Genomic DNA, 15,074 nt, shown 5'->3' with positions numbered 1-15,074 from the left:
AAATAGAATAAGTATTCCTAATGTATATGGAATATCTGACTTACTTCTCAATGTATTTACGCAGTGTATTTACAACCTCTTCAATCTGACCCTTGGTTAAATTCGTACTACACGGAAGATTGATTATTCTTTCTGAATAATATTTGGCCTTTTCGATTTTATATGAGACACATTCAATATAAGGCTTTTGCTCGCCAATAAGCCCCCATATAGGCCTGGTTTCTATTCCCGCTTTAGATAAAACGCATATTAATTCTTTTATATCTAATGGGCATTTTTCCTTATCTATAACCAAAGAATAAAACCATTTATTAGACCTGATATTATCTCTAAACTGAAGAATATATCCAAAGACATCTCCTTCAAGCAGTTCCAGATATATTTGATAATTTTTGTTTTTCCTACTAATAAATTCTTCAAGCTCCTCCATCTGTGCACATCCTATAGCTGCCTGAACATTAGTCATCCTATAATTAAAGCCAATTTCATTATGAATATAAAAATGCGGATCATCCTTGGCCTGAGTAGAAAGATATTTTATATGCAAAGCTTTATCTTTATCTGTAGATAGAACAGCTCCACCGCCTCCTGTGGTTATTATCTTATTGCCGTTAAAAGACAATGCGCCAAAATTTCCTATAGTACCTGCCATTCTCCCTTTATATCTGCCAAACTCAATCCTACTTCCAAGAGCTTCTGTTGCATCCTCGATAACATAAAGGTTATATCTGTCTGCAATATCCATTATTTTTTCCATATCTGCAATGTTTCCAAAGACATGGACAACAATTATTGCTTTTACCTTTTTACCACTCTTGGTATGAATAAGATTCTGTCCGTCATACTTACATTCAGTTATGCAGAATTCATCGATTTTTTCAGGATCAATGCACAGGCTATCATCACAGTCCATAAATACAGGCTCAGCACCTACATATGTAACTGGGTTAACGGCTGCTATGAATGTTAAAGTTGGCACCAAGACCATATACCCGTGTGAAATTCCAAGGTCATAAAGAGCCATATGAAGAGCTGATGTTCCGCTCTGACATGCAACTGCATATGATGATGTGTACTCTGATAGCAGTTCTTCCATTCGACTAACATATGCACCGCCTGTAGAAACCCACCCCTGACTAACTGCATCTGAAACATACTTAACTTCATTACCTTCAAAATTCGGAATCGATAATGGTATCATGTTCATCCTCCATCTCTAAACAGTCAATCAGGGTAAACACCTGTATTTCTAAAATAATTATCATCATCTCTCTTATGGCACTCTTCAATTATTCTGCTAAATTCTCCTATAGTATCATGCTCAAGTTCTCCAAGCCTGCGTGCTTTTTCAGATTGCTCCTTGTAGTAATCAATGTCATTTACATATCTCTCTATCACATTAATCATTTCGTCATAATCATCAACTGCAAAGTCATCATGACAGTTTGCATATACATCTCCTGTTCTGCAGGTAACAACTGGTACTCCTTTTAGCATTGCTTCCTGAGCGCTCGTTCCTCCGCCTAATCTAATAGGATTAACATAAAGATCAATATTATCTAAAACAGCCATCATATCAGACTGGGTTCCTAAAAATCTACTTCTCTTAGAAAGGACTGGATCTTCCCCTATCATTTTTTCATATTTGTTAAATCTTCCACAAAAGTTGAAACAAATATTATCAATTTTTCGAACAGCCTTGCGCATCATTTCAAGAAAATCTGGTCCAACTTCGCTATCAAGCCTTCCTCCAACTATCACTACTTCAAACTCATCTTCTTGCATTCCCAGCTCTGATTTCGACAAATTTATTGATTGTTCCTTACACTCAAATGTCATGACAATCTCTATAACTTTATCTTCAGGATACCCGATTTTATTCAAAATATATCTGTCATTATCATTTAATTTTCTCCCTATTGTCTGCCACTTCTCTGTTGTTCTCACAAGATTATCAGGGCCAAGTGTAACCGCAAGTACAGGTATAAAGTAATTACATATATTTCCAAGGAGAGTATTCCCACCAATGTCGATTACCATATCAGGAGAATAATCATAGATTATCTGCATATACTCTCTTAATCTTTGAGCATCCATAACTCCTTTTCCTATCTGACAAAACGGTATATTATATCCTTTATAGTAAATATTATCTTTATTATCCAATTCATCTCGATGATCTGCAGAAAAAAAGCCATAAAACAACACAGGATTATTGTTGAAACACATTTCTCCTGTATTTATTAAGAGCACATTTTTACCAGTTGCTATCAAGGCTCTACATCTGTCAAGAGTTGATTTTGTTGGACCATGCTCTTCGTACAAAATCTGATCAGTTATTACAACGTAAAAATCTTTTTTTCTCTTATCCTTGTTTATATATGGAAAAGCATAATCACTCCATATTGCATCATGATATTCTTTGATAATCGAATTATATAATTTCCACAGGTACAATTTATTTTCGTTGGTTTGAAGTGCAGGGGTAATAAAAACTCTATATGAAAGCTCATAAAAATAAACAAATCGCTCTTTTGGAGGCAATTTTTTAGAATCAAGTAAAGTATTTACACTCTTTTCTAGTGCAATGTTATTTTTCACAAGGCATATTGGCATCTGCATAAGAATAGAATAAAAGAACATCCGTAATTGAATATCATCAATATCATCTGCACATGCGTCTATAATTTGATAAGCATATTCTCGATCAGATGGACTTACATTAAGATATTCCAAAAGTTCTGACACTTTACTAATCAACGCATAGTAATTAAAATCATTTTTTATTTCTCTCACTACCTGCAAAATTATATCTTTAACATCTGCATATGCCATATATTACCTCTCGATCAAATGATAATACTCACATGCGTCTCTAATATTTACTATTGTAAAACATCATTAATCTCAATAATGTTTTACAATTCACTATAAAACGCATTATCATAAAGAAGCTAAATGATTTAAATCTTCTCGCCTTTCTATTTCTACTACCTGTTTATAAAGAGCCATATCTTGTTCTGTTAATTGCTTAGCTTTTTTGATTGCTTGCTCAGACATTTTTTTATAAAATGGTGAATCCTCCAAGTATCGTATCACTTGTTTTTGCATTTCTGCATAATCCTGGACACAAAATTCTTCGCCAACATTAAAGGCCACATCTCCATAATCTACTGTAATTACCGGTTTTCCTTTTTTTAGAGCATAAATCGCCGAAGTGCCCCCTCCAAGTCTCTTAGGATTTATATATAAATCTCCAAGTTCAATTACAGATAGTAAATCACTTGTATATTTTATATGCTTACTTCTTCCTGGAAGGTTCTCATATGATGAAATGATACTTTCAAAATCAAAATCTCCCACAAACAATGCAAACAATCTTTGATCTTTCAAAAGTTCATTCAAAGCCTCTAAAAACTCAACAGTAAGGTCAGATTCAAGTCTATTCCCAATAATCATCAGGCAAAATGTACTGTCACTTATGTTAAATTCTTCTCTTGTATGTATTTCATTTTGTTCGGGAATCGAAAAAGTAAAATCTGTTTCAATAACCGAATTAGCACTAAATCCAAAATGCTCTAAAAAAAGATTATCTGACTCATATTTTTTCTTTCCTATAAGCATCCTATATTTTGTAAATGTTCTTGGCATTGCATAGCCAAGAGCAACCGTATATACCGGAACCATTCTATTCGCCAAATCAGAAAAAATAATATCCCCAAGAGAAATTATCATTTCAGGACGTTCTTTTTCTACTAATGAAAGTAACATTTCAAGAACATTATCGTTTGGCATTATCTGATCGCATTGAAAAAAAGGAACCCTCCTACTTCCAACATTCATTGTGTCACACTCAGTATACTCAGAAATATAATTTCCTATGCCTACACCTTCTCCAAAAGGTATTATTCCTATCGGTGTGCAGTTTTCAGCAGTATTTATTAAAAGAACTCTTTTCCCATTTTTTACCAGTTCATCACACCACTGCATTGCAAGGCTTGTAGGCGCATGACCTCGGCCTAAAAATTGATCAGTCACAACGATAATAAAATCTTTACGGATTTGATTCTTAGATATTTGATGATCATATTGTTGAAATTTTTTCCTATAGTTTTCGAGAATGTCATATAATAACAAATCTATCTTTTGCTGATAATCGTCGCTATACGCATAGTCATATTTGAATTTCAGCAATAATATCTGCTGATAAAGAAAAAATTGTGTTTCTAAAGAAAAAGAATTTTTATTTTTAGTTATATAATCTACAAGCATAATAAAGTATTTCGATTTGCATAGCTTATTTGTCAAAAAAGACAATGCTAGCACACAATCTTTCTTATCCTCAATATTATCTATTATTTGCTGCATATCATCCTGCTTATTCTGTTTCATAAACTTACTATTCTCCATAGTTAAATAGTTTTTAATCGCAGACTAATCTAATAAAAAATCTACCAATAACACCCGCCCTCAACCTGAGTATACCAGGATGGTTTTTCATCAAAAGGTCTTATCCAAGCATCTGTCATATACTGGCTATAAAAGTCTTTTTCATCTTTAATAAAGCGCTTACCTGCAACTCCAAATATAAATGATGTAAGACCACACATTTCTATTGCAGATCTTCCGGATTTTTTAATAGCATCGCAAATTGGAACGCCGTAAAAGCCTGCTCCCACAATAGCTATGTCAAAATCAATTGCAAGTATATCATTTGTGACCTTATCTAAAGCTTCAAACCACGAATCATAGTTATTATTATCTTGCTGACATGTTTGCATCATCCTGTATGTAATCAGTGTAAAATCAGGAAGGACGCTTTCTTTATACGGACTAATTTCATCTTTTCTCTTATATTGGTATTCAACTGAATCAGGAACATTTGTAACAACAAGTACTTTCTTCCCTGCAAGCGCCGATGTCCACGGCTCATAACCATCCACATAAGGAATAAGGGAAAAATAGTCTATGTTATCACAGGAAGATAAAACAAAATGATTTGCAAGTACAGCTTCCATTCTACATGCGCCCCACATCATCATAATGTCTGCATTTCTAAATCCCTCAAGCTGTACTTGAACAAAACGATCTATATAATCAATGATTATTTCCGGAGAAGCATCTGAAGGTACAAAAAAGCCACATGCATTGAATGCATACTCTAATGCAAAATCACTATATTCTTTTTTATCTTCTAATATATTTGATATATAGTTATCAACTAAAATTCCTTCTGTATTTCCTAAACGAAGTGCACAAAAAGGTCTTCCCTCCAAGATTTTATTTTTTAATACTTCATTTGCTTTATTTCCAAAATGCACTTCTTTCTTCACAGGGTCTAAATTCTTCATGTAAAAGCATCGATCCTGATAGTTTTTCCTAATGACAAGATTATACATATTGAATGTATTTACTTCATTTATGAATCCGCTAAGTCCATCTTTCTTATCAGGAAAAATATCCTCCCTTTCGAAGAATGTATCTATCTTTTTAAGCATCATTCTTATATACGGAACAAATAGTGCATTTATGCTGTCTTCATAATCATCTCCAAGCATTTTTACAAGCAGTTTTTTATTTAGATCAGCTTGTATCGGATTTCCAAATAAACCAAACTTATCTATAACAAAACCAAGCTCCGTGATGTGATCAGCTATATCTATAAGGGAATCATCCGTAAGCGCTTCTTTAGCTTTATAATCCTTATTCGTTTTTACTTCTGCTCCTGATCTAATTACTCTGTTCATCATCAGGTCAGCTATTTTCTCTATATTGTTGGAATTAGGGCAGACTATTATCATTTGACCTTTGGATTTTAATAAGCAGGAGGCTTCAGAAAGTTTCTTCCAGCTTTCGCCTTTATCAATCAGATAGGTTACAACTATATAATCAAAAGAAATCTTCATACTAATGAGTTGTTTTAAATCATCATCCGAAAGCTCTGCACTATAGACATCACAAGAAGGAAAGAACTGCCCTGCAATTGCTACATCTTGGATGCAGTCTTCCCCTAATATAAGCATATTAAATTTTGAATCCTCTGCTTCTTGAATCAGATCCAGTAGGTATGCACCAATAGTCATATTTAGCCTCGTGTTGCGAGTGAAACGAGAGGTTTATATTCTTTTAACTAAAAGTAAATTTTTTAAATAAACGAATCCATTTCTACAGGAAGCTTTGAAAGCAGTTCTTCCATGATCATGTTATAGCTTATCGCTCTACAGTCCTTACAGTCTCCGCAGCTCCATCTCTTATTGGAAGTAGCTTTAACCTCATCGTGTCTTTTACTGTGCCATATTTCTTCAAATGAGTTCTCATAAATATTTCCAACAAGGAATTCCTCTTTACCTATCTCTGAAATATTAGGGTATACATCTCCTTCAGGAGTTACTGCTGCAAGGAGTCCCATCTGATTTATATGGCATATCTTAGATTTCGTATATGGTTTTCTATAATGAAAAACTCTGTCAAGGTTAGTAAAATTATGATCTATCTTGCCTTCTTCTGATAACTTTTGAATGACAGAATCAAGTTCTGCTGCCTTTTCTTCTGAAACTCCAAGGCCTCTGTCTTCATAGTCTCTTACGATCTTGAATATAGCATAATCAAACTGTCTGTCTTTGAGCGTCTGCAATATATGCGGAACTTCGTCCACAATAAGATTCGTAACAACTACTCTGGAACCTACTACAGGTGACTTATCACCAAATCTGTCCTTGATCTTGGATGGAAGCGCCAAAACTTTAGACATATTTTCAGTTCCGGTAATCTTCTTAAAAAGATCTTCACTGCAGCTTGGTACAGATAATGCAATATAATTAAAATGATCAGCAATATCGAATATCCCTGAAGATTCGATCATTGATCCATTTGAAACAAGAGCTGATTCAACACCGTTTTCATAGAGCCTTACTACTGCATCAGATAGTCCTTCATATATACAGGGTTCTCCACCACCTGAGAAATATACACCTTTAACTTTCATCTTGATAATGGAATCTATGAGCTTATCAAACACAGCTTTGTCCATGTGACAACGACTTTCATTTCTCTCCTTATAGGAGCAGTGAATACAGTTATGGTTACACCTTGCAGTAGGATGTATCTCAACGGACCAGGGTACAAAATCATTTTTCCCTTCTCTGTAATCAGCAAGATATTTTCCAAAAGGAAACATTACCTTCTGCGAATTTAAGAAATCATCACAAAGCGAATATTTCATATGTAGATTCCTTTCCATATCAATGAATTCACAACCCAAATTTTTCACTTGAAAAGCACTACTTTCCAATCTTATTCTTAAATAAATTGTCTGAAAGTCTGTGTTGCATCAACAATAAATTCACCCTTTTCCTGACTGATTTTCTGTCTGTAATAATCAAAATCTTTCAAATGAATTTCATAATTATCGAATATATCTTTAATAAGATTTATTATCTCTGCTTCAGACTCTATTATATCTGCGAATTTATATTCATTTGATATAGGAACATCCTCATAATAATCTGCTGCCCCTAATCTGTTTGTTATAACACAGCACCCACTAATCGCTGCTTCCCTTGGTATTCTGTCCTTGCCTGGATGATTACCAAAATCAATATAAATTTTCGACATACGTAAAGTATCACAAACTTGTAAATGTGTCATATTTACAAGCGGAACCCAACTGATATCAGGTGTATCTTCAATTAGTTTTTTTATATTTTCATATCCCTTGGCAGGATTATAAGCTATTTGATTTTTTTTGACGGATATTTCAAACGGCTTCTCAAAAAAGGAATCACTTATATAATCAGAAAGCCAGTAAATCTTGTTCTCGTTAATTCCAACCGATTTTACAAGAAATCTGTAAGCATACCATGACTGTACAAGGTGGATAACATTGGGCCTATCCTTAAATTTTATCGGTGCAAAATTTATAAAGTCCTTTCTCATGCATTTTAAATAATTATCAACACTAAGCCACCAAATAAAAGTAAGATTATTCTCCAACAAAGGTAACATCTCTAATGCCGTTTCAGGAATAACAAGGACATCATTTTCAGTTATGACATACTTTTTAGTATCTATTATTTTTATATTATAGTTTTCGTAGCCTTTTGTGACTTCTTTTTGGCCACACCACCGTATATTACCATGTATATCACTAATACAATAACCTATCATTGCTTCAATATTATTATCATTAAGGCAACTACAAAGCTGATGTAATAATTCCGTCCCACCCGTCGCAAGTCCTGCAGGTACCACTATCAAGATGTTTTTCATACAGATATATTTCCTCCATGACGTAATCAGAATACAAAAAATAATAAACGTCACTTTAGAAAATCCGGCAGGTGAACTGCCGGATTTCCTGTTTGTATATATTATACCATATTTAGTATATTTTTTACTGCAGAAGTGATAACACACCCTGGTTTGTCTGATTAGCCTGAGCAAGCATTGACTGGCCTGCCTGAGCAAGGATGTTATTATTTGAATATCTAACCATCTCTTCTGCCATATCTGTATCACGAATCTGGGATTCTGCTGCTGATGTATTCTCTGTAATATTATCGAGATTCTTTATAGTATGTTCAAGTCTGTTCTGGAGAGCACCGAGATCAGATCTCATACTGGAGATAGATACGATAGCTGCTTTAACTACGCTGATTGCCTGATCTGCTGTGGAATTTATTGATACGCTAAGTCCACTTACACCAATGCCTGCTGCACCAAGCGAGCAGATGGAGATTAATATTCTACTATCAGTAAGGTTTTCGGAACCCACTTGGAGATTCTTACCTGTGAATGTTCCGTCAAGAAGTGTCTGGTTATTGAATTCTGTTGTTGATGCTGTTCTATTGATTTCAGATACAAGTGCATTTACTTCTTGCTGAATGTATCCTCTATCATCTGTTGTAAGAGTATCGTTCGCAGCCTTAACTGCAAGTTCGTTCATACGCTGAAGCATATCCTGAACTTCCTGAAGCGCGCCTTCTGCAATCTGTACGCAGGAGATTCCATCCTGTGCGTTATCAGATGCCTGTGAAAGGCCTCTGATCTGTCTTCTCATTTTTTCGGAAATTGAAAGACCTGCTGCATCATCAGCTGCACGATTGATCTTGTAACCTGATGAGAGTTTTTCTGAAGACTTCGCTTGATTGTCTGTTGTAATACCAAGCTGTCTCTGAGCGTTCATTGCGGTTATGTTGTGTTGTACTACCATATTAATTTCCTCCTTGAATCGGGGCCCGCTTCCCTGCTGCCACTCTCCTTTTCTTGAATTTATGTAGCCTACTTTGCGGATTCCTTTCCAAGGCTGAAACTTTCTTACACTCTTTATATCGGTAGAGCAAGAGAAAACTTAATAGATATACTAATAAAATTCTTGATTTTTGTTTAATTTAAGAGTATAATATTATGACAAAATTATAGATCCAGGTGATTATCACCTGGATCTTTCTCTTTACACTATATTTATCGACATTATAATTTAAAACTTTAGAATTTCTGACAAGATTTATTTATCTCAATCATATTTCTACGCAGAAAGAAGCCCCGGTGATGTTTCCGGGGCTCCTTTTGGTAGTTGCAATTATTCACACTTAATATTACAGATTTACCATCATTTTGAAGATTAGCCAAGGATTGAAAGAACGCCCTGGTTAGACTGGTTAGCCTGTGCAAGCATTGACTGACCTGCCTGAGCGAGGATGTTATTATTCGAATACTTAACCATCTCTTCAGCCATATCTGTATCACGAATCTGGGATTCAGCTGCTGTTGTATTCTCTGCGATATTGTCAAGGTTTTTGATTGTGTGCTCAAGTCTGTTCTGAGTAGCACCAAGATCAGATCTCATTGTTGAGATTGACTGGATAGCATCCTTAACCTCAGAAATTGCTTTCTGAGCTGTTGAACTTGTACTAACGCTAAGTCCACTAACACCAAGTGAATGTGCACCCATAGAACCGATAGATACATTTATACGGCTCTTTGTCATATTCTCAGTACCAACCTGAAGATTCTTAGATGTGAAAGTACCGTCGAGAAGGTTCTGGTTATTGAACTGAGTTGTTGATGCTGTACGATCGATCTCAGATACGAGCTTGTTAACTTCAAGCTGGATGTATCCTCTATCGTCAGAAGTAAGAGTGTCATTAGAAGCCTTAACTGCCAACTGGTTCATACGCTGAAGCATATCCTGTACTTCCTGAAGAGCACCTTCAGCTGTCTGTACTGCAGATATACCATCCTGTGCGTTGTCAGATGCCTGATTAAGACCTCTGATCTGTCTTCTCATCTTTTCGGAAATTGAAAGACCTGCTGCATCATCTGCTGCACGGTTAACTTTATAACCGGATGAGAGTTTTTCTGAAGACTTTGCCTGTAAATCTGTTGTGATACCAAGCTGTCTCTGTGAGTTCATTGCAGTAATGTTGTGTTGTACTACCATAGTTTTTTCCTCCTTGAAAAAAGACCTCGAAAGCATCCGTGCTTTCGGTTTGTGTGTTTGGCGGGTAAGCTCAGGAAAATCCCTTGCTTGTTCCCTTACATATTATTTATCGACAAAAAAATCAGATTCTTTATAGGTAATTCCATTCTTTTTTTATTAATTTGATAATTTCTTTTATTGCCTTAATACAATCATCCATCATCTGAGCACTTGCCTTAAGCACTTCATCCATTGGTTTATCCTTATTCATAACAATATTTTTGTATTTATAAATATCTCTTACACAAAATGTAGTAACCAGATGATATAAAGGTTCTGTACGATCTATAAGATTAGCTTCTTTTACTACCTTATAAACTTTTTCAAAATCACGCCCCGATGATATGTTATTCTTTATAAAATCTGACATTTTAATATAGTTTTTCTTATATTTCTTTAATTTATCTCCAAATTCATTTAATCTTTCCGGGAGCTTTCGTAATTGTTCCAAACACTTTTCTTTATCTTCACCTTCAAAAACATATGGGACATCCATTAACAACTTATCAAAATCACATGTCTTATTACATTTATAATCTATCACTTCATTTAATGTCATATTTAAAGCACCTTGAATTTCAGCACCGCCTTGAGTTGCATCTATGACAGTGATGTAATCCTTTACCGCTTCTATCTTCTTCTCAAACCATCTAATGTAATATCTCATTTGTGAATCTGTAATTAACATACTCCCATCCCATCCCTTAACCTGCTCTATTCCTCTTTCCTTAATCTCTTCATCTGTTTCCTGATTACTATATCCCTGCACATGTCCCTGTCCACCTGTAAACGCAAGATCCTGTCCAACAAGCACGATTGTCCTAAATCCCAAGGCTTCAATAGCAGAAAAAGCATTAGTCGATATAGAGCCTCCAGTTTCCACTTCTCCCATATGATGTGTCAACACACCATTAAATATAGAATTCTGAACAACATACCCCATTGATGCTCCATTAAAAAAAACTCTTCCATGCCAGTTTTCGATAATTTTATAATTAGAAGAAATCTCTGCAATAAGCGGTTTTCTTCTTGTTCTTTTATCTTCAAAAACCGAGTATTCTTTTTGGGCGTCTCCTGTCATTACTGCATTATAATTTATATTATGATTTTCAAGCGCTCTAACTGCAGAATCAACTGCTAAAATAAACGCTTTTCCTTCGGCTTTTTTCAAATCATCAATATTTTTATCAAGCGATGGTCCGGCGCAAACAAGGATAGCCGGTATATCATCTAAATCAACTTCTTTAAATTTTTCAATAATACTATAAAGGTCAGAACCATTAATAAGATATCTTAGATTTTTAAAAGTATTTAAATTAATCTCCTCAGCCATTTCAATAATCGTGTTACTGTTAATTCTAATAGCATCCATGACATAATCTGCCATTTTTATGCATCCTCTGCACATATCAGAATAAAGAACATCATATCCGGGGGATATGAGAAATCTTATAGGTGTAACCGTTCCCGGATTTATAACACCTTCAAGGAGGTTCTGAAGGTTTTCAAAGACCTTCGCATTACCAATTAAGAGAAAAAAATTCTCATTACTGATAATATCTGAAATATCTATTTCAGACATTACCGTTAGTAAAACTTCTATTTCCGGCTCTATAGCTATGAGAAGATTATTATCATACATATCTTTAAGGACATTTCTTGCTATCCTTCCATCTCCCATGCCAAAAAGAATATATGTCTCAAATGGTTCAGGATCATTATATCTTTCTGAGTATATTTTTGCTGCATTATATGCATCTACTCTACTCGAAAGAGCATAATCATAGCCGTCCCTACTTAAACATACTATACTATTTCCGCAATAATCCTGTGATAAACTGACATTGCACATTGATGCATTATTATTTTTCCCGTTCAATAATGCCTCTTTAATATTGGGATCAGATTCATCATCCAGATAATGCCTATCTTTAAAGGCATCAAGATTTTTCTGATATATCACGTTCATCAAGTATTCCTCTTACACTCATCTAATATAGAAATTTCAATCATGAAACACTTTCAAAAACTATCCTCTATAAAATCTATACCTTCCATTGTCTCTCATTAATATTGATCAAAGCCGTCGCTAATGCATCTGCCATGCCTATAATATCTGTATGCTTATAAGCCTCTACTCCATTTTGAATGCCTTGAATTATATTCTGAATTTCCTTACCCCCAGTTGCTGTATATGGAAGCACTGCATTTGTAAGAGCTTTGATAAGCGGCATATACGCCTTTATTGCTTCCTGCTCATAATTCTGATAGAGAATCTTTATTTCATTTTGAAGTTCTCCCTTTAACTCATTACTAATCATTTATATCTCCTGCGCTTATGCGTTCTTCCATCTTCCTGAGTTCTTCAAACTGTCCCATATCAAGGAAAGAATTTTCACTTATAGGGAACACTCCTACCTGCATACCTTGCCTCATAAAATCATCTATAAGATCAGTCATGTTGTAGATAATATCTTTGGGTATCAAGTCTAGGTATACTGAATCAACCACATACATGCCTGTATTGATAAGGTAAGAAAGGCTTGGCTTTTCATCAAGTGATGAAACAATTCCTTCTTCACTGGTATATAAAACACCATATGGAATGATTGTATTTTTTAGTGACGATACTATTGTAATAGCATTACCTGACGATTTGTGATGCTCTAATATAGCAGCATAGTCAGCCTCTATCATAATATCGCAGTTAGTTATGATTACAGGTCCCTCAAGACTTTCACCAATAAGGCTTATACCCCCTGCAGTCCCAAGAGGCTTGCCTTCCTCGACATAATGTATGGTATAGGATGAATTCAGATCTTTAAAATAAGACTTGATCATCTCTTTCTTGTAATTGACGGTTATATAGAATTCATCTGCTCCATATGAGCAGAATCTATTGATTATCCTTTCAAGTATTGGTATCTCACCTATTGGGATAAGGGGCTTAGGCAGAATCTTGGTATAAGGATAAAGTCTTGTTCCCTTACCTCCAGCCATGATTATTACAGGAATTCCTTTAAGTGATCTGTTCTTCTTTCTTCTACGGCGATGAATATCTTCTATAAATATGATATTAACAATCTTCCTATGTTCATTGACAATAGGAACAGACCTTACAGATTCCATGGACATGAGTTTTCCGGCCTTATCTTTGGCTTCTTCTGAAAGGCACTTGGGATCTTTTTTCATAATATCTCTGACACTTCCCTGGAGATTGCCTGTTGTAATGATCCATCTACGGATATCTCCATCAGACACAGATCCGGACAGCTGACCTTTGCTATTCAGAATATAGAGAATGCCTTTACCATTCTCATCTATCTTCTGCATAGCTTCTACAATATTCATGTCTTTGGTCCCTGTATAGCGGGAGAGAGTCTCTTTATCCATGAATAATCCTCTTATAATGACTGACAACGGTTAATCTGTATTGATATGATCAAGCATCCTACTAAGTCTATCTTCATACGTATAGTATTTTTTCACCTTCTCATAACCCTTCCTTGCTATGGAAAGTCTGATATCGTCATGTGTCATATAAAAATCTGCTTTATCAAGAGCATCTTCAAGTCCATAATACATTGCGGTATCTACGCCGTCAGTAAACTCTTCATATAGTTCTGTCCTGAAGCTTGAAAGAAGAAATCCTCCGCATCCCATAACATCCAATTGTCGTAATGGAAGTCCCGAGCAGTTACCTCTAAATGTCGGGCACAGGTTGATCTTACTAAGCTTAAAAATCTGCGGCATTTCTTCTTCGTAGGTCACCTGTCCATGTATTTTGACATCAGGAATGAGCTTATATTCTTCTCTCGGCAGATCATAGGTATACAGATGTGTGTCAAATTTTGTAGATAATAGTTTCAGAAGCGATAGTCTGTCTATATGTGTAACAAATGTAGCTATAGAATATATTAGCTGTGAAGCTGAGATCGTAAGCGCATTATCAGGGTAGGTGGCATAGCTTTCATTTATGCCTTTAATAAGCTTATCAGTAACAGCGTCTCTTATGATATATGCCTGATCATTAGCCTGCTGTGAAGCTACAATAGCATCAATATAGCCTCTCTGATAATCAGACATTCTGGTTTTTAACATTGGAAGTGTCGACTGATATGTTTTGCCTACAAGTGATATATCGGCAGAAAATGCCAAATTCTTTGCTTTTACCTTGTCCCATCTGTCTGTGTTAACGGCAAGTGGCATATGGTAGACGTTTTCTATACCCTTTTTCTTATAGTCATCTACGTCATCTCTTGAGAAAAAGAAGATGTAGTTGGTGTCATATTCCATTGTGTCAGTTTTAGGAAGATTTGGAGGAGAATCATAAGACCATGAAATATAGGGAAGAGCGTGCCTATGGCAGCCTTCTGCAACAAGTGGCCAGTAATTAGTTGTAAAACAGACGTCAAAGCCTTCACTAAGTATCTTGCCTTCAAAATATTCAAGGAACTTATCATCTTCGTACCTGTTTGGAATATCACCATGCTCATTCCATATGCGATGACAATCATGACCCATCTTGTTAAAAAAGTACTCAAGATCATCATCTATATATGAACCAAGCCATGTAAAGAATAAAATTTTCATA

12 protein-coding genes are annotated in these 15,074 nt (G+C 35.1%); all 12 read right to left on the bottom strand.

Features of this window, described 5'->3' with window-relative positions; translation table 11 throughout:
• Nucleotides 1-40: 40 nt before the first annotated feature.
• The 12 genes from WAA20_RS03090 to WAA20_RS03035 all read right to left on the bottom strand — a co-directional run bounded on the left by WAA20_RS03090 (nt 41) and on the right by WAA20_RS03035 (nt 15,073).
• Nucleotides 41-1,201 carry a LegC family aminotransferase gene (locus WAA20_RS03090; RefSeq protein WP_073387187.1) on the bottom strand — a complete coding sequence of 387 codons (1,161 nt, stop codon included), beginning with the start codon at nt 1,199-1,201 and terminating at the stop codon, nt 41-43.
• Nucleotides 1,202-1,224: 23 nt separating this feature from the next.
• A complete protein-coding gene (locus WAA20_RS03085) occupies nt 1,225-2,835 on the bottom strand; it encodes a glycosyltransferase (protein WP_073387188.1) in 1,611 nt (536 codons plus the stop codon).
• A 108-nt stretch (nt 2,836-2,943) separates the two neighbouring features.
• Nucleotides 2,944-4,392 carry a hypothetical protein gene (locus WAA20_RS03080; protein ID WP_073387189.1) on the bottom strand — a complete coding sequence of 483 codons (1,449 nt, stop codon included), beginning with the start codon at nt 4,390-4,392 and terminating at the stop codon, nt 2,944-2,946.
• A gap of 59 nt (nt 4,393-4,451) precedes the next feature.
• Nucleotides 4,452-6,083: a hypothetical protein gene (locus tag WAA20_RS03075; protein ID WP_073387190.1), complete on the bottom strand. Its 1,632-nt coding sequence runs from the start codon at nt 6,081-6,083 to the stop codon at nt 4,452-4,454.
• Nucleotides 6,084-6,145: 62 nt separating this feature from the next.
• Nucleotides 6,146-7,222: a radical SAM protein gene (locus tag WAA20_RS03070; RefSeq protein WP_073387191.1), complete on the bottom strand. Its 1,077-nt coding sequence runs from the start codon at nt 7,220-7,222 to the stop codon at nt 6,146-6,148.
• 77 nt (nt 7,223-7,299) lie between these two features.
• Nucleotides 7,300-8,268, bottom strand: coding sequence for a hypothetical protein (locus WAA20_RS03065; protein WP_073387192.1), 969 nt, complete (start codon nt 8,266-8,268; stop codon nt 7,300-7,302).
• A 124-nt stretch (nt 8,269-8,392) separates the two neighbouring features.
• Nucleotides 8,393-9,211: a flagellin gene (locus tag WAA20_RS03060; RefSeq protein WP_073387193.1), complete on the bottom strand. Its 819-nt coding sequence runs from the start codon at nt 9,209-9,211 to the stop codon at nt 8,393-8,395.
• A 411-nt stretch (nt 9,212-9,622) separates the two neighbouring features.
• The gene (locus WAA20_RS03055) at nt 9,623-10,441 is read right to left on the bottom strand and encodes a flagellin (protein ID WP_073387194.1); all 819 of its coding nucleotides are present in this window, start codon (nt 10,439-10,441) and stop codon (nt 9,623-9,625) included.
• A 130-nt stretch (nt 10,442-10,571) separates the two neighbouring features.
• Entirely contained in the window at nt 10,572-12,449 is a 1,878-nt protein-coding gene (locus WAA20_RS03050; RefSeq protein WP_073387195.1) for a 6-hydroxymethylpterin diphosphokinase MptE-like protein, read from the bottom strand.
• A 76-nt stretch (nt 12,450-12,525) separates the two neighbouring features.
• Nucleotides 12,526-12,801: a hypothetical protein gene (locus tag WAA20_RS03045; protein WP_073387196.1), complete on the bottom strand. Its 276-nt coding sequence runs from the start codon at nt 12,799-12,801 to the stop codon at nt 12,526-12,528.
• On the bottom strand, nt 12,794-13,873 hold the full coding sequence (locus WAA20_RS03040; RefSeq protein ID WP_073387198.1) for a nucleotidyltransferase family protein: 1,080 nt from the start codon (nt 13,871-13,873) through the stop codon (nt 12,794-12,796). Before WAA20_RS03040 ends, WAA20_RS03045 begins: the two co-directional genes overlap by 8 nt.
• Before the next feature lie 30 nt (nt 13,874-13,903).
• The gene (locus tag WAA20_RS03035; RefSeq protein WP_073387199.1) at nt 13,904-15,073 is read right to left on the bottom strand and encodes a DUF3880 domain-containing protein; all 1,170 of its coding nucleotides are present in this window, start codon (nt 15,071-15,073) and stop codon (nt 13,904-13,906) included.
• Nucleotide 15,074: the final 1 nt, after the last annotated feature.

Origin of the sequence: Butyrivibrio fibrisolvens, assembly GCF_037113525.1 — a bacterium.
In the GTDB taxonomy this organism is placed as follows: Bacteria; Bacillota; Clostridia; order Lachnospirales; family Lachnospiraceae; genus Butyrivibrio; species Butyrivibrio fibrisolvens.
Note: the sequence above shows the minus strand (reverse complement) of the source record. Positions and strands in the feature narration are given on the sequence as shown.